This is a genomic window from Algibacter sp. (genome assembly GCF_029245835.1).
Taxonomy (GTDB): domain Bacteria; phylum Bacteroidota; class Bacteroidia; order Flavobacteriales; family Flavobacteriaceae; genus Algibacter_B.
Genome location: NZ_JAQWOO010000045.1, coordinates 63,696 through 86,064 on the forward strand (window position 1 = coordinate 63,696; position 22,369 = coordinate 86,064).

The 22,369-nt window shown below is 32.4% G+C and carries 21 protein-coding genes; 14 read left to right on the forward strand and 7 right to left on the reverse strand.

Annotation, left to right across the window (positions count from 1 at the left end; genetic code table 11):
- The first annotated feature begins 28 nt into the window (after nucleotides 1-28).
- Nucleotides 29-865, forward strand: a complete 837-nt coding sequence (locus tag P8K68_RS07665) for a chemotaxis protein CheB (protein WP_300249137.1) — start codon at nucleotides 29-31, stop codon at nucleotides 863-865.
- Nucleotides 750-1,943 (forward strand): PAS domain-containing sensor histidine kinase, encoded by a 1,194-nt coding sequence (locus P8K68_RS07670; protein WP_300249140.1) that lies wholly within the window; start codon nucleotides 750-752, stop codon nucleotides 1,941-1,943. Before P8K68_RS07665 ends, P8K68_RS07670 begins: the two co-directional genes overlap by 116 nt.
- Before the next feature lie 38 nt (nucleotides 1,944-1,981).
- Here P8K68_RS07670 and P8K68_RS07675 read toward each other — a convergent pair whose 3' ends face one another.
- Entirely contained in the window at nucleotides 1,982-2,332 is a 351-nt protein-coding gene (locus P8K68_RS07675) for a hypothetical protein (RefSeq protein ID WP_300249142.1), read from the reverse strand.
- A 70-nt stretch (nucleotides 2,333-2,402) separates the two neighbouring features.
- Nucleotides 2,403-2,810, reverse strand: a complete 408-nt coding sequence (locus tag P8K68_RS07680) for a hypothetical protein (protein WP_300249144.1) — start codon at nucleotides 2,808-2,810, stop codon at nucleotides 2,403-2,405.
- A gap of 207 nt (nucleotides 2,811-3,017) precedes the next feature.
- Between P8K68_RS07680 and P8K68_RS07685 the strand changes: the two genes are divergently transcribed.
- Nucleotides 3,018-3,686, forward strand: a complete 669-nt coding sequence (locus tag P8K68_RS07685; protein ID WP_300249146.1) for a BON domain-containing protein — start codon at nucleotides 3,018-3,020, stop codon at nucleotides 3,684-3,686.
- Between the two features lie 277 nt (nucleotides 3,687-3,963).
- On the opposite strand, the gene P8K68_RS07690 is transcribed toward P8K68_RS07685, so the two are convergent.
- Nucleotides 3,964-4,173, reverse strand: coding sequence for a dodecin family protein (locus tag P8K68_RS07690; protein ID WP_300249148.1), 210 nt, complete (start codon nucleotides 4,171-4,173; stop codon nucleotides 3,964-3,966).
- Nucleotides 4,174-4,340: 167 nt separating this feature from the next.
- Here P8K68_RS07690 and P8K68_RS07695 point away from each other — a divergent pair, with 167 nt between their 5' ends.
- The 4 genes from P8K68_RS07695 (at nucleotide 4,341) to P8K68_RS07710 (ending at nucleotide 10,810) form a co-directional block, all read left to right on the forward strand.
- Entirely contained in the window at nucleotides 4,341-6,194 is a 1,854-nt protein-coding gene (locus P8K68_RS07695) for a T9SS type A sorting domain-containing protein (protein WP_300249150.1), read from the forward strand.
- Nucleotides 6,195-6,367: 173 nt separating this feature from the next.
- Nucleotides 6,368-8,761, forward strand: a complete 2,394-nt coding sequence (gene ppsA, locus P8K68_RS07700; RefSeq protein WP_300249152.1) for a phosphoenolpyruvate synthase — start codon at nucleotides 6,368-6,370, stop codon at nucleotides 8,759-8,761.
- Between the two features lie 1,225 nt (nucleotides 8,762-9,986).
- A complete protein-coding gene (locus tag P8K68_RS07705; RefSeq protein WP_300249155.1) occupies nucleotides 9,987-10,274 on the forward strand; it encodes a hypothetical protein in 288 nt (95 codons plus the stop codon).
- 17 nt (nucleotides 10,275-10,291) lie between these two features.
- Nucleotides 10,292-10,810 (forward strand): trypsin-like serine protease, encoded by a 519-nt coding sequence (locus P8K68_RS07710; protein WP_366143736.1) that lies wholly within the window; start codon nucleotides 10,292-10,294, stop codon nucleotides 10,808-10,810.
- Between the two features lie 161 nt (nucleotides 10,811-10,971).
- Here P8K68_RS07710 and P8K68_RS07715 read toward each other — a convergent pair whose 3' ends face one another.
- From P8K68_RS07715 to P8K68_RS07730, 4 genes are all read right to left on the reverse strand, one after another.
- Complete coding sequence (locus tag P8K68_RS07715; protein WP_300249157.1) at nucleotides 10,972-11,364, reverse strand: hypothetical protein; 393 nt, start codon at nucleotides 11,362-11,364, stop codon at nucleotides 10,972-10,974.
- 100 nt (nucleotides 11,365-11,464) lie between these two features.
- The gene (locus tag P8K68_RS07720) at nucleotides 11,465-12,532 is read right to left on the reverse strand and encodes a response regulator (RefSeq protein WP_300249160.1); all 1,068 of its coding nucleotides are present in this window, start codon (nucleotides 12,530-12,532) and stop codon (nucleotides 11,465-11,467) included.
- Between the two features lies 1 nt (nucleotide 12,533).
- Complete coding sequence (locus tag P8K68_RS07725; protein WP_300249163.1) at nucleotides 12,534-15,443, reverse strand: PAS domain S-box protein; 2,910 nt, start codon at nucleotides 15,441-15,443, stop codon at nucleotides 12,534-12,536.
- A 67-nt stretch (nucleotides 15,444-15,510) separates the two neighbouring features.
- Complete coding sequence (locus tag P8K68_RS07730) at nucleotides 15,511-16,536, reverse strand: mechanosensitive ion channel domain-containing protein (protein ID WP_300249166.1); 1,026 nt, start codon at nucleotides 16,534-16,536, stop codon at nucleotides 15,511-15,513.
- Nucleotides 16,537-16,614: 78 nt separating this feature from the next.
- Here P8K68_RS07730 and P8K68_RS07735 point away from each other — a divergent pair, with 78 nt between their 5' ends.
- The 7 genes from P8K68_RS07735 to P8K68_RS07765 all read left to right on the forward strand — a co-directional run bounded on the left by P8K68_RS07735 (nucleotide 16,615) and on the right by P8K68_RS07765 (nucleotide 22,343).
- Complete coding sequence (locus P8K68_RS07735; protein ID WP_300249169.1) at nucleotides 16,615-17,412, forward strand: peroxiredoxin; 798 nt, start codon at nucleotides 16,615-16,617, stop codon at nucleotides 17,410-17,412.
- Between the two features lie 32 nt (nucleotides 17,413-17,444).
- A complete protein-coding gene (locus P8K68_RS07740) occupies nucleotides 17,445-18,095 on the forward strand; it encodes a hypothetical protein (RefSeq protein ID WP_300249172.1) in 651 nt (216 codons plus the stop codon).
- Nucleotides 18,085-18,720, forward strand: coding sequence for a dienelactone hydrolase family protein (locus P8K68_RS07745; RefSeq protein WP_300249174.1), 636 nt, complete (start codon nucleotides 18,085-18,087; stop codon nucleotides 18,718-18,720). Before P8K68_RS07740 ends, P8K68_RS07745 begins: the two co-directional genes overlap by 11 nt.
- Nucleotides 18,717-19,349 carry a phosphoribosyltransferase family protein gene (locus tag P8K68_RS07750; RefSeq protein WP_300249176.1) on the forward strand — a complete coding sequence of 211 codons (633 nt, stop codon included), beginning with the start codon at nucleotides 18,717-18,719 and terminating at the stop codon, nucleotides 19,347-19,349. Before P8K68_RS07745 ends, P8K68_RS07750 begins: the two co-directional genes overlap by 4 nt.
- 179 nt (nucleotides 19,350-19,528) lie before the next feature.
- On the forward strand, nucleotides 19,529-20,140 hold the full coding sequence (locus P8K68_RS07755; protein ID WP_300249177.1) for a flavin reductase: 612 nt from the start codon (nucleotides 19,529-19,531) through the stop codon (nucleotides 20,138-20,140).
- Nucleotides 20,137-21,309 carry a M20 family metallopeptidase gene (locus P8K68_RS07760; protein WP_300249179.1) on the forward strand — a complete coding sequence of 391 codons (1,173 nt, stop codon included), beginning with the start codon at nucleotides 20,137-20,139 and terminating at the stop codon, nucleotides 21,307-21,309. Before P8K68_RS07755 ends, P8K68_RS07760 begins: the two co-directional genes overlap by 4 nt.
- A 14-nt stretch (nucleotides 21,310-21,323) precedes the next feature.
- On the forward strand, nucleotides 21,324-22,343 hold the full coding sequence (locus P8K68_RS07765; RefSeq protein ID WP_300249182.1) for a hypothetical protein: 1,020 nt from the start codon (nucleotides 21,324-21,326) through the stop codon (nucleotides 22,341-22,343).
- Nucleotides 22,344-22,369: the final 26 nt, after the last annotated feature.

Below are 22,369 nucleotides of genomic sequence, written 5' to 3' on the forward strand. Positions count from 1 at the left end.
AGAGTTTTTTGAGTCGGCACCAAAACATATGGGTATGGCATTTGTAATTGTACAACATTTAGACCCAACACATAAAAGCCTTATGGTGCAACTTTTAAAAAGTCATACAGACATGCAGGTTAAGGAAGTTAAAGACAAGACTAAAGTATTACCCAACAATGTTTATGTTATCCCACCAAATAAGGATATGGCCATTTTTAATAGTGTTTTGCACCTTATGGAACCATCTGCAGTCAGAGGATTTAGAAAACCAATAGACTTTTTCTTTCGTTCGCTTACAGAAGACCAGCAGGAAAAGGCTATTGGTATTATTTTATCAGGCACAGGTACCGAAGGTACATTGGGTTTAAAAGACATTAAAGGTCAAGGCGGACTATCCATCGTTCAAGACCCAGAAACTGCAAAATATGATGGTATGCCAAGAAGTGCGGTAGTGGCAGGTGTTGAGGATTTTATACTTGAGGTGAAAAAAATACCAGAAGCACTAGTAAAATATGCAAAGAACCGAACATTTAAACCTCAAGAGAAACCCGAAATAGTTTCAACTACAAATCAACTTCTTGAAAAAATATTCATCCTATTGCGTAATGAAACCGGCTGTAAATTTGGCGATTACAAAAGCAGTACGGTCATTCGCAGAATAGAGAAACGGATGGCATTGAACCAAATTGATAAACTGGAGAACTATCTAAAATATCTTCAAAAAAACAAAGAAGAACTTCAAAAATTATTTGACGAACTGCTGATTGGTGTCACTTCATTTTTCAGGGATAAAGAGGCTTATGATGTCGTGGAACAAAAAATTATTCCAGAAATTATTAAAAAGAAATCCGACGGAGATACCATTCGTGTTTTTATTGCTTGATGCCGATGATAAGGTCGTTATTGTTAATAAAAAAGGCTGTGAATTGTCAGGTCATAGTGCAGAAGAAATAATTGGCAAACGTTGGTTTAAAGGTTTTATTTGTGATATTGGTAACAATTGTTTTGAAAAAGAAAAAGCTACTTTCGGTGAAAAACGTACAGTCTATCCTAAAAATTTTCAATGTAAGTTAAGAAGCAGGTCTAATGATGAAATAATTATGTCATGGAGCAATAGTATCTTAAGAGACAATAAGGGTCGGTTTTTAGGCACTATAATGGCAGGTGAAGACATTACCGAGCGAAAAAAAACAGAGCAACGAAAAGAAGAATACACACAAAATCTCGAAACTATTGTAGAGCAAAGAACCAAAAAATTGACAGAAGCTTTACGCAACGAAAAAATGGTCAACGAAATGAAAACAGCATTTGTTTCCATGGCGTCCCACGAGTTCCGCACACCATTGACTACTATTTTGTCGTCTGCTATTTTGATTGCAAAATATAACGCTCTTCAACAGTATAACAAACAATCACAACATGTGCAGCGGATTAAATCTTCTGTAAAACAGCTTACTGCTATTTTGGAAGATTTTCTTTCCATGGATAAACTAGATCGTGGCATTGTCACCACAAGCAAAGAGGCTTTTAACTTAAAATTGTTTATTAAGGAAATATTGGATGAACTAAAATGGTCCTTAAAAGAAAACCAGCAAATTCATTTACAATATAAGGGCAGTTCAAAAGTTGTAATGGATAAAAAAATATTGCATAACGTTTTTGTAAACCTTATTACCAATTCAATAAAATACTCGAACACCGATATCTTTATTAATGCAAAAGTTGAAAGTGATACTGTGCATATTACATTTATTGACGAAGGCATTGGCATTCCAAAAGATGAACAAAAACAGCTATTTACTAAATTTTTCAGAGCAAAAAACGCTGTTAACATTCAAGGGACTGGGCTTGGTCTATGTATTGTAAAGCACTACGTTAATTTGCTGGAAGGTAACATCACTTTTAAAAGCGAATTAGGAAAAGGGTCTACATTTTATCTATCATTGCCAAAAAACGCCTAGTAATCATCTCATATTTTATTAATACTAGACAACCTAGTTTAATCAAAATAAGCTTCCAAAACCTTAATCTGCCATTGTCCTACAGTTGAGACCTCTGTATCAGCATTAAGTAAAACCAAACCATAACCCAATTTAGAGAGTTTACAATCGTTAATAATGTCGCTTTTTAAATCTGTAAATACGGGCATAAAATGTTGTTGTATTTCTAAACCCGAAGATTTCCCAACGTTTATGGCCTTTAAAACCGCATCAGAAATCTGTTCTGGTGATAAGCCCTCTTTCAATAAATTACTTGCTAAATGGTTTAATTGTATGTTGTAGTAAAAATCCAGAAAGTTTTCTATAGCATCAGCTTTATGATATTGTTTTTGATAAATTAAAATTTCCATAACGTTGGTTTTAAAAACGGACTATTAGTAAACTAAATGTTGATACATAATACCAAAGGACATTCTATTGTTAAATATCTTTGGCATGATCAAAAATTATTTTTTTGAATGTTTTAAAATTCTCGGTGAAGGTATTCATCCGTTTTGCAAGCTGGCTATGTTTATCTCTATAAACGGCATCAGATAATCCTTTTTCACCTTTTACTATTTTAGATAATGTGCTTTCGTGCTGTATAATATCGTCTTCAAGGTCTTCTAGAAAATCGATATGTATTTTATCCAGATTTTTCAATAGTTTAGTAAACTCTTGTTTGTTGCTCTCTTCGGATTCTTTTTGCTTCAATAAATTTTCAAAAAACCGAATCTCGTCTTTCAAAAATTCAATGGTGTCCAGCCATTCTCGGCTTTCAAAATGTAGTATGTCCAATGCTGCACCAAGTAGTAATTTTGCTTTCGGATTTGAAATTAAGGTCGTCATACCATATCTATTTTAAACTATTTTATTACGCATTTATTGTTTCTTTTAGAATGTAAAAATGCAATACTATTGTTTAAAATAAAATGACCTAGGTCAGCAAGTTTATGAAATAAAAAATGTTAAAATTATCTCAACTGATTTGGGTCATTTTCAATACATTACAACTCATGTAGATTTGGATATATTAATTTTAAAAATATAAAAATTATGAAAACAGATGTAGAAATTAAAGACGATGTATTAGACGAATTAGCATGGCAGCAAAATGTGGATGAAACTCAAATAGGGGTTATTGTGGAAAATGGTGTGGTAACACTTAGTGGTGTAGTTAATAATTACTCTAAAAAACTAGCTGCTGAAAAAGCAGCAAAAAGCGTTAAAGGAGTAAAAGCGGTTGCTCTTGATATTGAGGTTAAATATGGTAATGATTTTAAAAAAACGGATAAAGAAATCGCAAAAGCTGTAGTAGATGCTTTTGAGTGGAATTCTTCAGTTCCTGAAGATGATATTACCATAAAAGTTGAAAATGGTTGGGTTTACTTAACAGGAGAAGTGCAATGGTTATATCAAAAAAATGCTGCAAAAAAAGCTGTAGAAAAACTGTTGGGTGTTAAAGGTGTAAGTAATTCGATTTCACTGAAAAGTAGCATAAAACCTTCTGAAGTAAAAGAAAAAATAAAAAGGGCATTTGAAAGAATGGCAGCCTTTGATGCAGATGGTATTATTTTAGAAACTCATGGTAATACAGTGACATTACGTGGTAAGGTACATTCTTATAAAGAAAAAGAAGATGCTGAAACCGCTGCCTATAATGCGCCAGGTGTTTATGATGTTAAAAACGAACTTAAGGTACAGTATCGTGCAGCGTATGCATAGATAATTTATTATTTAAGTACAATTCCAGATAACTCTGATTTTAATTATAAAGTCAGGGTTATTTTATTGTAAAAAATTTAAATAGACTCAATAAATTACATATAAATTTGAAAAAGATGCTAAAAGTATTGTTAACGCCACAAAGAAATTAGATAGTAAAATTTGATTCTTTTTTTAGATGCAGCAAAAAGAAAGAGCCTTCTAAAAAAATAAGTAGTGATATACGTTTTATATTTTAAGAAAGCTCTTTCTAGCACCAACTAAACTGAATAATTAATTAAAGGCTGTCCATAATACCAAAGCATACTTTGGTCGTTACTCGGTACTCTGCAACCGCATTATTATTTACGGTAACCTGCATGTCTTTAACATATACTGATTTAATATTTTTAACCGATTTTGCGGCTTCTTTAACCACATTTTTAACGGCGTCTTCAAAACTAATCGTTGAGTTGCCCAACACTTCTATTACTTTTAATACTGACATGATATTTTGATTTAATTTTATTAATACACTTCAAAATTAGAAATAGAATATGCTTTAGAAAATGACCTAGGTCAGGTGAAAGAAAATAATATCTCATTGACGTAGGTCATTTTAAGTAAGGATTGCTATTGTTACTTTTAAATATCAAATTCACAAAACGTCAAATCATGAAAATAAAACTATGCTATAGACTATTAATAACCTCGTGTTTAATAGCGGTTTCTTTTATGGGTAATACACAAACCACCTATGTGGCAGATAATTTTTTTGAAAGTTATTTAGAACACCATAATGCAAATGGAGAAGTTGTGACTGTTGGTGACCCGTCAAGTATGGGAAATGGAGTGTCAGGAGATGATTATGTGCTTACCTCAAGAATTAATACAGTTGCTCATTTAAATGTATCTAACAAAAACATCAGTGATTTAACTGGAATTGAAGATTTTATTGCATTGACTGAATTGGATTGTTCTGATAATAATCTAACCAGTTTAAACATTAGTAGCAACACAGCATTAACCACCTTGTCTTGCTATTTAAATGAAATAAGCAATTTAGACGTTAGTAGCAACACCGATTTAACGTATTTATCTTGTTATAGTAATGAATTGGCTACATTAGATATGAGTAGTAATCCCTTATTAACCTATTTGTCTTGCGACTATAATAATTTAACCAGTTTGGATGTAAGTACTAATAGTGCTTTAACTTATTTATCTTGTTTCTTTAATGATTTAAGTGCTTTAGATATAAGTAGTAGTACTTTATTAACAGATTTATATTGTGATAAAAACGATTTAAATGCTTTAGATATAACTAATAACACTGCTCTAATTCATTTACAATGTTTCGAGAATAACTTAGCCACTTTAGATGTAAGTAATAATACTCTTTTAGAGGATATAACGTGTTACGATAATAATCTTAGTGAATTAGATGTAAGCAACAATACCCAATTAACATATTTATCTTGTTATTCCAATAATATTAGCAGTTTAGACGTGAGCAACAATATCTTACTAAATTCCTTAAGATGCGCTCTTAATAATTTAAACCATTTAGATGTGAGCAACAATCCAGAATTAACCTTTTTAAGCTGTCAATCCAATAACTTGACTGAGTTAAATGTGAAGAATGGTACTAACAATAATATTACATATTTTAATGCCAAGTTTAATCCAGATTTAACCTGTATACAAGTAGATGATGTTGCTTACAGCGATGTGCATTGGTATAATATTGATACACAATCTTTTTTTAGCGCATATTGTGGTTACGATCTCACCTATGTACCAGATAATTTATTTGAGCAAGTCTTAATAGATCTTGGATATGATGATGTGTTAGATGATTATGTACGCACCGCTAATATAAATACCTTAACCTCTTTATATATAGCTTTTGAAGGTATAAACGACCTAACAGGAATAGAGGAATTTTCTGCATTGGAGTCCTTATTTTGTAATAACAATAATTTAAGTGTTTTAGATGTAAGTCATAACACAGCCTTAACTTTTTTAGCTTGTTACAATAATAACTTGAGCAGTTTAGATTTAAGCACTAATACAGCCTTGACATTTTTGAGTTGTACTAATAATGATTTAAGTAGCTTAAATGTGCGAAATGGCAATAATTCAAATATTACACCTTCTATTAATTTTAATGCCCTTAATAATCCAGACTTGTACTGCATCCAAGTGGATGATGCATTTTGGAGTACAGCAAATTGGCCAAATATAGATGACCAATCCTATTTTGATCAGGATTGTACGCTATCATTAACTAAAAATATGCTTTCATCTTCCTTAAACATTTACCCAAATCCTGCTGCGGATTATTTAACCATTGATTTAAAAAACAATTTACAGCTAAAAACAGCAACTATTTACAGTATTACGGGTGTTTTGGCTATGCAAACACAAAAAAAGAATTTCAATCTAGAAGGTTTGCAATCTGGTCTATACATATTACAAGTCAGAACCAATAGGGGTACTATTCATAAAAAAATATTAAAAGATTAAGGTCGTGCATACTGTAAAATCTAACCTTATTCTATGTAATTAAAAAGGATTTGTCTAAAATAAAAACTCTAAAAAGCATCATTTAATAAAGCGTGATTTTCTGATTTACATTATTTTAAAACGATTAAAACATGAGTGCTTTTAGAATTAAATAACAAAAAAGTATTAAAAATATGGAATCACATATTAAAAAATTTAGCGAAATTGGTATAAATGATATTGAAATTGTAGGGGGTAAAAATGCGTCTTTAGGTGAAATGTACAATCAATTAATACCCAAGGGCGTAAATGTTCCCAATGGCTTTGCAACAACATCATTCGCCTTTTGGGAATTCTTAAAAGAGAATAAGATTCAGCAATCTTTAGAAGAACTATTATGCCAACTTGATAGAAAAGAATTCTCAAACCTTGAAACAATTGGGAAACAAGCACGCGATTATATTCTAAAAGGAATATTTTCCAAAGAATTTTCAGAAGAAATCATAAAAGCCTATACTAATTTATGTGGTGAAGATAAAAAAGCAGTGGCCGTAAGAAGTAGCGCAACAGCCGAAGACCTTCCAGATGCCAGTTTTGCAGGACAGCACGAAACCTACTTGAATGTAAAAGGAGATGAAGAATTACTTAAAGCTGTAAAAAAATGCTTTGCGTCCTTATATACCAATCGCGCTATCAAATACAGAGAAGACAAAGGATTTCAACATCATACTATTGCGCTTTCGGTTGGTGTCCAGCTTATGGTACGATCTGACAAAGCCTCCTCTGGCGTTGGTTTTACCATAGAGCCAGAATCTGGTTTTGATAACGTTATCCTACTTTCTGGTGTTTGGGGATTGGGTGAAAATATCGTGCAAGGTACTGTAAACCCCGATGAGTTTTACTTATTTAAACCAAACTTGGAAAATGGCAAAAACCCCATAATTCAGAAAACACTGGGAGACAAGAAACTATGTATGATTTATGCAAAAGATAAAACTAAAATATCTACTTTAAATATTTATACACCAATAGTTAAACAGCAACAGTTTGTGTTATCTAATCAAGAAATTATAACTCTTGGACAATGGGCAAAACAAATTGAAGCGCATTATAAAAAGCCTATGGATATAGAATGGGCTAAAGATGGTATTACAAATCAATTATATATTACCCAAGCACGACCAGAAACGGTGCACCAAATCCGAAATAAAAATATTCATATTGAATATAAACTATTAGAAAAAGGAACCGTTTTGTCTCAGGGTAATGCAGTAGGTTCTAAAATAAGAGTAGGTAAAGCATGTTATTTAAAATCGCCAAAGGATGTGAACCTACTTGCCAAAAATAGCATTATTGTTACAGATACTATAACACCAGATTGGGATCCGTTATTAAAACAAGTGGCTGGTATTATTACCAATAAAGGAGGAAGAACAAGTCATGCAGCCATTGTTGCCCGTGAGTTGGGTGTTCCTGCCATTGTAGGTTGCGGTGATGCGACTACTACAATTAAAGATGGTGAAATTATTACTTTATCATGCGCACAAGGCAAAACAGGATATATTTATAAAGGCGAACTTTCTTTTGAAGAAAAGGAAATAGATTTTTCAAATATAAAAATGCCAAAAACGGAAGTTAAAATGATTCTGGCAGACCCCGAAAATGCCTTTCAATTATCATTCTATCCAAATAATGGTGTGGGTTTATTGCGAATGGAATTTATAATTACGCATTTAGTTAAAGTACATCCTATGGCATTAGTACGTTTCGATAAAATCAAGGATATTTCAGTCAGAAAACAAATTGCCGAAATCACCCAAAACTATAAAAATAAGGAAGATTACTTTATAGACCAACTCTCGCAAGGTATAGCAACTATTGCAGCCGCTTTCTACCCTAAAGAAGTTATTGTAAGGTTAAGTGATTTTAAAACCAACGAATATGCAAATCTTATTGGGGGTTATGATTTTGAACCCAAAGAAGAAAACCCAATGCTTGGTTTTAGAGGCGCATCTCGATATTATAGTGAGTTGTATAAAGAAGGATTTGCATTGGAGTGTAAAGCCATAAAAAAAGTAAGGGAAGCTATGGGGCTTACCAATTTAAAAGTGATGGTACCTTTTTGTAGAACCATTAAAGAGGGTGAAAAAGTACTTGCCAACATGGAAGAAAACGGCTTAAAACGTGGTAATAATGGTTTGGAAGTCTATACCATGGTTGAAATACCAAGTAATGTGGTTTTGGCAGAAAAATTTGCTGAAATATTTGATGGTTTTTCTATAGGTTCAAATGATTTAACACAACTTACTTTAGGCATAGACAGAGATTCTGAACTCATGGGAAAACTTTTTGATGAAAACGATGAAGCTGCAAAACAAATGGTTGCCATGGCCATAAAATCAGCAAAAAAAACAAATACTAAAATTGGACTTTGTGGACAAGCACCTAGCGATTTTCCAGAATTTGCAGCATTTCTGGTAAACCAAGGCATTGATAGTATTTCTTTTAATCCAGATGCTTTATTACAAGGTATAGAGAATATCAATAGAGCTGAAAAATCAATTTTACCAGCATCAGTTATTATGTAATAGAATTAATTTTAAAAAATATATTCAAACTGACCTAGGTCATATAGCGAATTTAAAAACTGCTATATATTAGCCATATCATAAAAACAAATGTTCTTTGAAACTTAACAATATTAAAGAAGCTATTAATTAATTTTTGTTGATATAAAGTGATTAATCTTGTTTGGCAAAAATTAATTTGAATTGTGCTTATCAGTAATTGATGGTATAAAGAAATTAATTAGAGTTATAAAGAGTTAGTTGCTTTATAAGGAAACTGGAAGTTTCGACTTCCAGTTTCTATTTAAAAAAAATGATGCAATTGACCTAGGTCATTTCGCAGCTTGTATAAGGGTTGTAAATTAGCAGTAAAATTATTAAGAGAGTTCTTTGAAATAAAAATAAAGGTTCTTGTTGCAGTAATGTAACAAAGACCATTGGTGCGAAACTGTGCTTGAAAGCTTTAAGCTTTTTGTGTTGACTTTGTAATGAAGTGCATGCAATATCAGATTAAGACTGTAAAGAATAGTTTTTACCAGTAATCTGGGACATTTAGTTGTCCCAGATTATTTTAAAATATTGGTTGTCAATTGCTGTAAGGCAAGCGAAACCAGTTTGAAACGATTGAATTTGTTTTACAAAAATTGATTTTTTAAAAAATTCCAGAAATGGAAGTTTTGATTGGTTAGTTGGACGTATAGATAAAATGAATCGTCTCAACAGGAAACTGGAAGTTTAGGCTTCCAGTTTCTATTTTAAAAAAATAATACAACTGACTTTGGGTCATTTTAAACTTTGAAAAAGGGCTTTAAATTAGCTGTATAATTTTAGATTGTTCTTTGAAAATATAAAGGTATAGGTTCTTAATGTAGATGTACAGAAGAATCTAGAGTGTAAAAGGTTCTTAACGATTTTGAAGTTATTATGTTGACTTTGTAAAAAGTATATGTAATGCCAAAAGGTTATAAAGAGAATTTTGCACCAGTAATCTGGGGCATTTAGTTGCCCCAGATTATCTTAAAATATTTAGGATATTGGTCAGTTTCTGTTGTAAAACAGGTACAGCCAACATGAAGCGATTAAAATTGTTGTTACCAAAATTAATTTATTCTAGTATGTTAGCGATAGGGTATTTTAATGGATTGGTTAGCGGTATACATAAAATTAATCGTCTCATTAGGAAACGGGAAGGCATTGTCTTCCCGTTTTTGTTTTATAAACATTTTCAAGATTAAATTTGAATTAAATGAAACCATTACTAGTTATAATGTGCCTTTTTTTAAGCAGTTTTGGCATAACACAGATGCTATCCGACCGCTATAAGGAAGTGAAATCTTCAGTTGTTGTTATTGATATATTAAGTGTAGAACCCAAATCGTCTGGCAACACTATGGCGTTAGTTACCAAATCCCAAAAGGGTTCTGGTGTTTTGGTTTCTAACGAAGGTCTAATCTGGACAGCATCCCACGTTGTACAAACTGCTGAATTGGTTAGAGTGGAATTTCTGGATGGAGACATATACCAGAGAGCCTAAGCAATGATTTTTCAAATATAGAATTCTTACAAACGGATGCGGCTATAAACCTCGGAAATTCTGGTGGTCCTATGTTTAATATGAAAGGTGAAGTTGCTGGAATAACTAGCTGTATTTATAGTGTATATGGTGGGTTTACGGGTATTGGTTTTGCAGTATCCTCAAACACTGCAAAAAGGCTATTGATGGAAGCGCCAACTATTTGGACGGGTATGGAATCCATAATAATTACTAGTAATATTGCAAAAGCCCTTAATATTCCTCGAGAATCCGGATTGCTTATTCTTAAACTATCCTCTAAAGGCGTAGCAAATAAAATAGGACTTAGAGGAGGTACCATTGATGCGAATATAGATGGTAAAGACCTTATAATTGGAGGTGATATTATTTTAGATTTTGCAGGTATTAGTTTTGATACTCTCAATTTCCAAAGCTTAATACAGGAAAAATTAGAAAATTTTGATACCGGTGATAAAATACCCATAACCATTTTAAGACAAGGCAAAATTGGAATTATTGAGTTTAAAAAAGAATAGTTTATATGTTTTTAAACTTAATTGTTAGAAATACAAAAATACAAATCAGATATTTGGTTTTATATCTTCCTCTTCCAATATATGCTCTAGGTGCCAAATATCTTCTTTATAACCTCTTACAATTAGTAAATACTTGCCACTGTTTAAAGTTTTTAGGTATGCTATGGCTCGCTCTTTACTAACACCCATACCTCTAAAATACCATAAGGGCCAGATGATAAAGTTGCCAAAGATTTACCATTTACTTGATGCAGGAACGTCGATGTTAAACTACCAACAATGAAAATATTGCCTATTTCAGGATTGTTAAACTTACCAAACCTAACTTTACTTCCCCATATTTTTTCCCAATATATTTTTATTACATCAATGCCTTCAGTTAGTTCTTTTTCTTTATCGATATAATATTGGGAAACTTTTCCTAGAATAGAAATTTGAGTTGTAGAAACATCTGTTTCTTTAGCATGATTTATGGCTATTTCTAATTGTGATAATTTTTGGAAAGCCTTAAAATAAATCTGTTTTTGTTCTGTATTATAATTCTTTGAATACATTTTTTTTAAACGCGTTAATTCCGCTCTGTTTGTAAATATAACTTGCTATATTATTACTTGGAATGATTACAGTCAATTGGTTTAAATTATTCAATCTATTTTAATTAAAAACTACAATATCTTCAAGTGCTTTTTCATCTCTAATTATTATTTTTCTACTGGAGTCTATGGCTATCAGTCCTTCGTCTTTAAATTCGGTTAGCATACGTATAGCTGTTTCTGTAGCAGTTCCTATAAGACCTGCAAAATCGTCTCTTGCAATACCAATACCACTTGTGTCTTTATCGCACAAGACACCGTTTTGATGCAGATCTAGCAACGCTTTAGCAACACGCTGTCTTACAGTTGCATAAGCCATATTTACCAATTGTTCTTGTGCTTCTACCAAATTATTAGAAATTAATGCTACAAATTTGTTAGCTACTTCTTTATTAGCATGAAGCAAGGTCGTAAATTCTATTTTTGGAATACCATAAAGCTCTGCATCTTCAAGAATCGTAGCCGATTCAATATAGGTTTTACTTGTTAATAAAGACAATTGTCCTATAAAATCCCCAGCACTGTAAAATCCAGTTATAAATTCTTTACCTTTTTCTGTTGTTCTATATGTTTTTAGTGCGCCGCTTTGTACAAAAAACATGGTGTTTGCAGGACTACCCTCCATAAATAATAATTCGTTTTTTTTGTATTTTTGAGATGAATAATTCTTAGATAAATGGTCTATGTCCATATAGTCTGAAGCTTCTTCAATAAACTGGGAAATCCCTTCTATGGTTCTTGAAAACTCTTTTTTTAAGAAATTGTGTTTTTTAAGTCGACTTTCTATGGCTCCTAATAACTCTTTTTCGTTAAAAGGTTTGGTAAGGTAATCGTCGGCACCTAAGTTCATTCCTTTTCGCATATCACTTTTTTCTGCTCTTGCTGTTAAAAAGATAAAAGGAATACTAGCTGTTTTTTTATCACTACTTAAAACATCAAGCACACCATACCCGTCTATTTCTGGCATCATAATATCGCAAAGAATGATATCGGGTTTATTTTTCTTCGCGCTTACAATACCTATTTTACCGTTTTCGGCTGTTATGACTTCATAATTCGCCAATTCTAAGATGTCTGCCGTATTTTCTCTAACATCCTGGTTGTCCTCAATTATTAGTATTTTTTTCATTTTATAACATATTTATTGGTAATTCAATATAAAATGTACTACCCTGATGTAGCACACTTTTAAAACTAATATTACCTTTCATGAGTTCTACATATTGTTTTACAATGTTTAATCCTAACCCAGTACCTTCAATATTTAGGGCGTTTTTTGCTCTAAAAAAGCGTTGAAACAAATCCTCTTGCTCTTCTTCCGGAATACCCATACCTTGATCTGTAATTGCTATCCGTACTGTTTTTTGGTCTGTAGTAATCTTTAAATCAATTTTGGTGTTTTCTGATGAATATTTGGAGGCATTAGATAAAATATTGTTAAACACATGCCGCAATAATTTGGGATCTAATTTTACCGTAAGTTCTTCTACACTTGTGTTTAAATAAATATTTTGGTTCTGTTTTAGACTTAATTTTACTTCTTTTAGCACCATTTTAGAAAAATGAATAAGATCGAATTGTTTTGGTAATCCCGCAATTTTTCCTTCTTCCAATTTACCCAATGAGAGAAAATCGTTGAGGATTACAACAAGGTTTTTAACGTTCTTTTCTATTTGAGCTAAATATTTTTTTCTTTTAAATTCTTTTCCTGGTCCATTTTGCTTACCAATTAAAACTGCCGAAGTAAGAATAGCACTTAATGGGGTTCTAAACTCGTGAGATGCCATAGATACAAAACGCGATTTTAACTCGTTCAGTTCCTTTTCTTTTTTTAATGCATTTATTATATTCTGTTCTTCTGCTTTATGTTGTGTAATATCGTTGTAAACCAGTAAGGCACTTTTTAGCTCTTTATTTTCATCATACAAAGGTGTTGTGTTAACTGAGAAGTATCTTTTTTTATATTCTATTTCAAAAGAGATATGATTTCCTGAAAGTGTTTTTAGAATATCGTTTTTTATTCGTTTTTTTCGTGCTTCAGAGAATGTAACTATATCGTCTATAGTCATGCCATCAAAAAATAGTTGTTTTAGTCCTAACTGTGATAATACTTCCCCTTCAGCAAATAATACTTTAAAGCTTTTATCTACTACTGCAATAAAACCATTAGGGAAATTCTGTGCTATTGCAGATGCCAAGGTTTCGCTTGCTATTGCTTTTTTTTCTGCCAATTTTGCCACCAGAATTTGATCTTCTAAATTTAAATTAGTTTCTACCAATTTTTGAACTGTGGACATCACTTCTTTAGTGCGGTATTGTACAATTTCTTCTAACTTATTTGTGTATTTTTCTATTTCTATTTCCTTTTCCTTTAAGGCTATTATTGTGTTATGCTTTTCAATAGCCACACTTGCCAAATGGGTCATATCTAAAATTATTTCTATTTCTTCAGGTAGTGGATTTCTAGCGTTTTTACCGTAAATGGCAAAGGTACCTAGTGCTTGGTTGGTTGGCGATAGTATTGGGAATGACCAACAGGCTTTTATACTGTTTTTTGAGGCTGCTGCCTTAATTGCTTTGTAGTCTTCCCAAAGAATATTGGTTTCTATGTTTGATACAATAACTTCCTTTTTTATAAAGGCTGCTGTACCGCAAGAACCTGCTTTAGGCCCAATTTTAAGACCTTCTAAAAGTTGACTGAAATCCTTTGGAACATTTGGTGCTACTAATGTTTGTAGGGTTTTGTTTGTTTTGTTTAATATTAAGATTGAGGCCAAACAATTCTTAAAATGAGCTTCGGCAGTTTCTATAATTTTTTCTCCAATAATTTTTATTGGTTTGTCTTGTGCTATAAGCTCCAGTATTTTTCGTATTTGGTCTTTAAGGTGCTCTTCTTTTATTTTATGAGTCACATCAGTTTGCACGCCAATAAAGTGAGTGAGCTCTTTTGCTTCGTTATGTATGGGTGTAATAGTAAGTTCGTTCCAAAACAGATCTCCATCTTTTTTGTAATTGCGCAAAACCACATTACAGGCTTCACCTTTAATAATGGCATTTTTTATAATACTTATTTCTTTCTGGTCGCGATCATCATTTTGCAAAAACCGGCAGTTTCTTCCCAAAACTTCATCTTTGGTATACCCAGTTATTCTTTCGAAAGCATCATTGCAATAAATAATAGGTATGTCTTGTTGTTGTGCATCGGTAATTATAATGCCGTTACTTGCAGAAGCTAGCGCATTATTTCTTGTTTTAATTAAATCATCTTTTGTATGCTCTTCTGATACATCTCTAACAATGGTTAAAAGACTATGGTTGTTTAAGGGAGATATTCTAGCTTCGAAATATGTGGTTTTATGGTCTACATTTAGGCTGTATTCTGCTAGCTGCAAACATTTTTCTTTGATTGCTTTTTTTTGAGCTTTCCGAAGTTTTTCAAAGACATTGCGTGGTAAGATATCTTTCATGTTTTTACCAATAATGTCATCTAGTAGTACTGATTTTTTATTTTCTGGTAGATAGCAGTCGAGATAATTACCGTCATAATCCTGAATAAAGATTATATCTGGAATGGCATCTAACAAGGCTTTAGTTTTTGCTTCACTAGCTTTTATAGTTTGTTCTGCCTTTTTTTGTTTGGTGATATCAATAATATAGCCTTCTATGGCAACAAGCTTACCCTTGGTATTAAAAATGCCTTCACCTTGTTCCCAAAGATATTTTAATTGACCGTCTTTAGTTTTTACTCTATACTCCAGGTTAAATGATTCTTTTTGGTTTAAGCTTCTTTGGGTCTTGTTCCATAGTTGCTCCTGGTCTTCTTTTAAAGTGATATCTGTAAAATTGATAGTCCCATTTATAAATTCTTCAGCACTATAACCTGTTATATACTGACACCCTTTACTTATGTACTCCATCTCCCAATTTCTATTGTTTTTGCAACGGTAAACAATACCCGGTAGATTATTGATTAAGGTATCATAGTTTCTAATGGTTTTTTTAAGTACCTTAATATTATTAATAGTTTTTGTTAGGTTCATTTTTATTGTTGGTTATTTTATTCATACATATATTTTAATATTTAATGTTTTAGCATTTAAAAAAAAATTAAATTTTAAATACTTCCATACGTCTTAATTTTGGTAAGGATGCAGGATAGTGCTCTTGTATAAACCCCATGAGTTCTTCTCTTACAGCGCAACGTAAATTCCAGATATCTGAAGCATTTTTTGCACTAAATGTAGCTCTAAGCTCTATAGTTTTTTTGTTGGTTTTGGTAACTAGTAGTTCTGCTAAGTTTTTGTCCCATTCTGGGTGTGTTTCTAAAATTTTAGTTAATTCTGTTCGTAAATCCTTAACCGGAAACGAATAATCTACATACAAAAAAACGCTACCTATAATATCAGCAGAGTTAAAGGTCCAGTTTACAAAAGGTTTGTCGTTAAAATAGTTGAGTGGTAAAACCAAACGTCGCCAGTCCCAGGTTTTTATAACAACATAAGTTAGCGTTATATCTTCTACGGTACCAAACTCGCCTTCTATCACTACTTCATCATCAATTTTTATGGGCTGTGTAAAGGCAACTTGGAATCCGGTAATAAGGTTTGCAATCGATTTTTGGGCTGCAACACCAACTATAATACCTATTATACCAGCCGAAGTGAGTATGGTAGTACCTATTTTTTTAACTTCAGGAATGTTCCATAAAATAGATGCAACGGCCAGCGTAATTATAATAATAAAGGAAAGGCTTTTTAAAAAACGTAATTGCGTTAATGCTTTACGCTCTTTTGCCTTAATATAACCAGAGACTTGAAATTTCTGATTTACAACAACCTCTATGGCTTGTATAAAAGCAAGTAATATCCAGGTTAAATTAATGATAATAACCACCTCAATAAGCTTCTGCCAAAAAAAGCTGAACTCCAAGCTACTTAAAGCACTAAATATTACAAGTATTGGTAATAGAAATTTAAAAGGTGTTTTTAACTGATTTAAAATCTGTTCTTTTAAAATAGTTGGTTTTTTTTTATGACTTAACCTAATAATTCTAAAAATGAGCCATTGTAAAAAAAGCCCAATACCTATACATATAGAAATTATTATTATTTTTTTTAACCAAAGTTCTGGCATGGTACATCTTTTAGCTGTTCATTAATTTTTAATCAAAGCTAATACAGAACCACCTCATTTAAAATGATATCTATCAGTATGAATGACCTAGGTCATTTCAGGTTATTAGTACCTGATTTAATTTTGAGTTTTAACAATGTAATTAAAGAAAAAATGGAAACAGCTGAAATGAAAGAACAAGCAATCTCAACAATGCCCAGAATAGGTGATAATGCCCCAGCTTTTAAAGCAATAACCACACAAGGAGATATTAATTTCCCTAGTGATTATGTTGGACAATGGGTTATTCTATTTAGCCATCCTGCAGATTTTACACCTGTTTGCACCTCCGAATTTATAACATTTGCAAAGCTAGAAAACAAGTTTGGTAAAGCAAATTGTAAACTGGTTGGATTATCTATTGACGGGCTATATAGTCACATTGCCTGGTTAAGAACCATTAAGGACAAAATTGAATTTAATGGCATGAAGAATATTGAAGTGAAGTTCCCCTTAATTGAAGATATTACCATGGAAGTTGCCAAAAAGTATGGAATGATACAACCTGGAGAAAGTAAAACACAAGCTGTAAGAGCCGTATTTTTTATTGACCCAGAAGGTATTGTTAGAGCCATTATATATTATCCTTTAAGTTTAGGACGAAATTTTGATGAAATATATAGAGCACTCATAGCGATGCAAACTGCTGATGCCTTTAATGTAGCTACACCTGCAGATTGGAATCCTGGTGATGATGTTATTGTGTCTCCTGCAGGTTCTTGTGGTGTGGCAGAAGAGCGAATGACTTCTACAGATGAATTGGATTGTAAAGACTGGTTTTTCTGTACTAAAAAACTAGATAAAGATGACGTGTTACATACCGTTCTTAAAAAATAACCAAAAGTAGTATTTAGTATAATCATATTTCAATGCCCAGTTTTTTAAAATATCCGATTTCCTTATTAATTATTTTGTTGATTTTTTGCTGTAATAACTCAGATAAGAAATCAATACATAAGACTGATGATATTAAAATAGCTGAAAAAGGCGCTGTTTTTTCAATTGATACATCAGGAATTTCAATGGATTGGACAGCTTATAAATTCACTAATAAAGTTGGTGTCTCTGGAACTTTTAACGACTATACGATTACTAAAAAAAAGGAATCTGGTGCTGTTGAAGATATTCTAGGAAATTTGAAGTTAATCATACCTACTTCAACTGTAAATACAAAAAACCCAATAAGAGATTTTAAATTGGATGCCTACTTTTTTAAGGTTTTTAATACTTCAACAATAACAGGAACCATTTTAAACGCAAAAGGCGATGAAGGGTTTATAAAACTGCAAATGAATGAAAAGTCTCGTAAAATTCCTTATACCTATGCGATTAAAAATGATACTATTACATTATTTACACATCTAGACCTCAACCTTTGGGATGCAAAAGAAGCCCTAAATACCCTTAACGCAGAATGTTATGAATTGCATAAAGGTGAAGATGGTGTATCCAAGCTTTGGCCAGATGTGGATGTAAGCATTAAATTACCTTTAAAAAAATCAGATACAAATGAATTATAAATCTATAGATATTCCTATAAATGCTGTTAGCTTAAAAGGGCGTTTACGATTGGTTAAAGATCAAAAAGGACTTATTATCTTTTCGCACGGAAGTGGTAGCAGTCGGTTAAGCAGCAGAAATAATTACGTTGCAGATTGGTTGCAAAACGAAGGTTATTCTTCTTTGCTTTTTGATTTATTAACCACTTCTGAAGATCTAATTTATGAGAATCGATTTGATATTGATTTACTAACCATGCGTTTAGTTAAGGCCACCCAATGGATTTCTAAACAAAACTATACCAATAGTGCTCCAATAGGCTTCTTTGGTGCAAGTACAGGTGCTGCTTCTGCATTAAATGCATCTACATTATTAAATTCTAAAATAAAAGCTATTGTATCTCGTGGAGGTCGACCAGATATGGCAGAATCTAAGTTAAATAAAGTTGATATTCCTACACTTTTAATTGTTGGCGGTAATGATGGTATTGTTATAGAATTAAATAAAAAAGCTTACAATAAACTAGACGGCATTAAGAAGTTAGAAATTGTTGAAGGTGCCACACATTTGTTTTCGGAACCTGGTAAGCTAGATGAGGTGGCAAAATTAACATGTAATTGGTTTAATAAATACTTAAAAAAATGATATTTAAAGACAGAATTGAAGCTGGGAATTTATTAGCAGCAAAATTAGAATCCTATAAAACAGAAAATGCGATAATTATGGCGATACCAAGAGGTGGTGTACCCATAGGTTATCAAGTAGCAGAAAAATTACATTTACCATTAGAGGTTGTGCTTTCAAAAAAAATTGGGCATCCGTTACATAAAGAATTTGCTATTGGTGCTGTAACTCTAAAGCATAAGGTTTTAAGTGATGCAGCTTCGGTGGTACCCTCAGAATATATTGAAGCAGAAACCAAAAAAATTAGAACATTGCTTACCAAACGATACCAAGAGTATTACGGCAAAAAGAAACCACTTCAACTAAAAGATAAAGTTTTAATTGTCGTAGATGATGGCATTGCTACTGGTAACACAATTTTATCTACTATAGAAATGTTGTACGACGAAAAGCCAAAACAAATTATAGTAGCTATCCCAGTATCTTCACAAAATGCACTGCAAAAATTAAAAAACACTCCTTTTATTGATGATGTTATTTGTCTTAAAGCGCCTGTAAATTTTAGGGCTGTTGGCCAGTTTTATAAAAACTTTGACCAAGTGGATGATACAGAAGTAAAAGCCTTGTTGAACAAAGAAACGGTAGCATAAATTGCTTGTTCATAGTTATGGCATTTTAAAAAATATTTTAAAATCAGTTAGGTGAAATTCCGAAAAACGAGCATCAACTTATGCAATTTTCTATGTTATAAAATGTTTAATGACTGATGAATATCATTTAATTTAACAAGTTAATTGTATAGTTTAAAAGTGTGATTTATATATTGGTTATGAGAAGATTACATGAAAACGGCTATTTTAAATTAGATATTTCAAATCCAATATGGGAACAAATTTTTACAGTTGCTCCTTTGGTTGTAATTGGCACAAAAGAAGGTAGTAAATATGACTTGGCTCCCAAACACATGGCCATACCCATTGGGTTTGATAATTACTTTGGTTTTGTATGTACGCCTAAACATAAAACCTACCATAATATAAAAAAAACCAAGAATTTTACAGTCAGCTTCCCATTACCCAACCAAGTGGTATTGGCGTCTTTAAGTGCGTCTCCAAGATGTGAAGAAAATTTAGGAGCAAAACCCATAATTGATATATTGCCCACCTTAAAAGCATCAACTATAGATGCGTTATTTTTAGCAGAATCTTATTTGTTTCTAGAATGTAAACTCTTCAAAATAATTGATGGATTTAATGAAAACAGTATAATTACAGGAACAATAAGAGCTGCATATTGTCATAAAGATTATTTGAGAGTTTCAGAAAAAGATGAGCAGCAACAACTTAAGGAAAATCCAATATTGGTGTATATAGCCCAAGGACGATTCGCAAAAATTTCTGAAACTTATAATTTCCCTTTTCCAAAAGACTTTAAACGGTGAGCAATTCAAAACAACATATTGCCAATACCATAAAAAAATATCTTGAAGATAATCGGCATGACATGTTGAATTTCTTAAAGGATATGGTTGCTATAGAATCGCCATCAAATAATAAAGAGGCACTTCATAATATTATCAAATTTCTTGAAGACAAATTTAGGTCACTTGGATTTTATACAATTCATGTTAAAGGAGAAAAGGGAGGAGGCTATTTATATGCTCGCCCTTTAAATAAAGAAAAAAATAGTCCATCCCAGTTGTTACTGGGACATTGTGATACGGTTTGGGATTTGAACACCCTCAACACCATGCCAATTTCAGAAAGCAAAGGCAAACTTACTGGTCCAGGTGTTTACGATATGAAAGCAGGATTAACGGAAATAATATTTTCTCTCTCAGCTATAAAAACCTTGAAACTAGATGTGTCTCAAACACCAATCGTTTTAATAAATTCAGATGAAGAAGTTGGTAGCCATGAGTCTACTCCAATAATAAAAAGACTTTCAAAAGTTGTAAGTAGAGCCTTTATTCTAGAGCCACCTTTAGGTGTTGAGGGTAAGTTAAAAACCGAAAGAAAAGGTATTGGTCGTTTTACTGTCACTATAAAAGGCAGAGCCACTCATGCAGGTTTAGATCCAGAAAAAGGCATAAATGCCATTGTAGAACTCGCTCATCAAGTGCAAAAACTGCATGCTATGAACGATTTTGATAAAGGAATCACAGTAAACGTAGGGTTGATAGAAGGTGGTACCTCGGCTAATGTAGTGGCGGCAGCAAGTAATGCGGTAATAGATGTGAGAGTTTATAATCAGAAAGATGGCGATTATATCACTAAAAGAATCCATGAATTAAAACCTATGCTTGATGATGTAGAGCTTGTAATTACAGGCGGAATAGGCAGACAGCCTATGGAAAAAACATCTCGCAATCAACAGCTATGGAAATTAGCACAAGCAGATGCCAAATTAATAGGTCTTTCTTTAGAAGAGGCATCGGCTGGTGGAGGTTCAGACGGAAATACCACAAGCTTATACACAGCCACTTTAGATGGTTTAGGTACCACAGGAGATGGCGCCCACGCAACACACGAGTTTATCTATATTGATAAATTAATAGAACGAACAGCCTTATTAACATTATTGTTGCTGGAGAAATCAACTACTAATTAATAAAGACAAAAGCTATGATATACAAATATATCTATTCAAGTTTAACACGAATCTCAGATTTGTCGAGTAAAGGTTTTGAGGTTGAAAAATTAGATAAATCACAATGGCAAACTGGAGACTATGTGGTTTGTAAAATCATTGCAAAAGGCAGTGATTCTTTCAAAATAGAATTACCAAACGGACGCATGCGCGGTGTAATGGGAGGGGAGTCTCTTGTTGGAGCTTTAGGAGAACGGCATGCGACTTTAGAAGCAACCGGTACCTGGAGAGCTGTTGAAGATGATGATACCCTCCATGTATTAACTGGTGGTGGGCTCTTAGGAAAATTAACATCAAAATCAGTTTATATTCATGAAATGACAACTATAAAATATCTGGGACATGCCTTTAGGAATGGTGAAAAATTGAGAATGGAAGATTTTGTAAAACCCGTAAAACCAAAAGACTTTACTATTCCTGTTGTATTGTTTGTGGGAACATCGATGTCTGCTGGTAAAACCACTTCGGCACGAATAATTACCAATATTTTTAAAATGGCAGGTTTAAAAGTTGTTGGAGCGAAAATAACAGGTGCTGGACGATACAAGGATATTTTAGCCATTAAAGATGTTGGTGCAGATGCTGTTTTTGATTTTGTAGATGCTGGGCTACCTTCATCTATCTGCGAAAAAGATACCTATTTAAAAAAAGTAGCGTACATGAAAAACCTTATTAGCAGTATAGATGCAGATGTTGCAGTAATTGAAATTGGGGCTTCACCTTTAGAGCCTTACAACGGTGATTTGGCTATTGAGGCCATAAGGGAAAATGTTAAGTGTATTATTTTAAGTGCTTCAGATTCTTATGCTGTGTATGGTTTAATGAAAGCATTCAATATTAAACCAGATGTTGTTACAGGAGTTTCTACAAATACTATTGCTGGTAGTGAATTGGTTGAAAAATTATGTGGTGTTACAGCTCTAAACTTAATTGATCCTAGGTCCATCCCAAAACTTAAAGAAATTTTAAACGATAACTTAGGTTTTGAACTATGAGGTTATTCAGTTTATTAAATATTTTA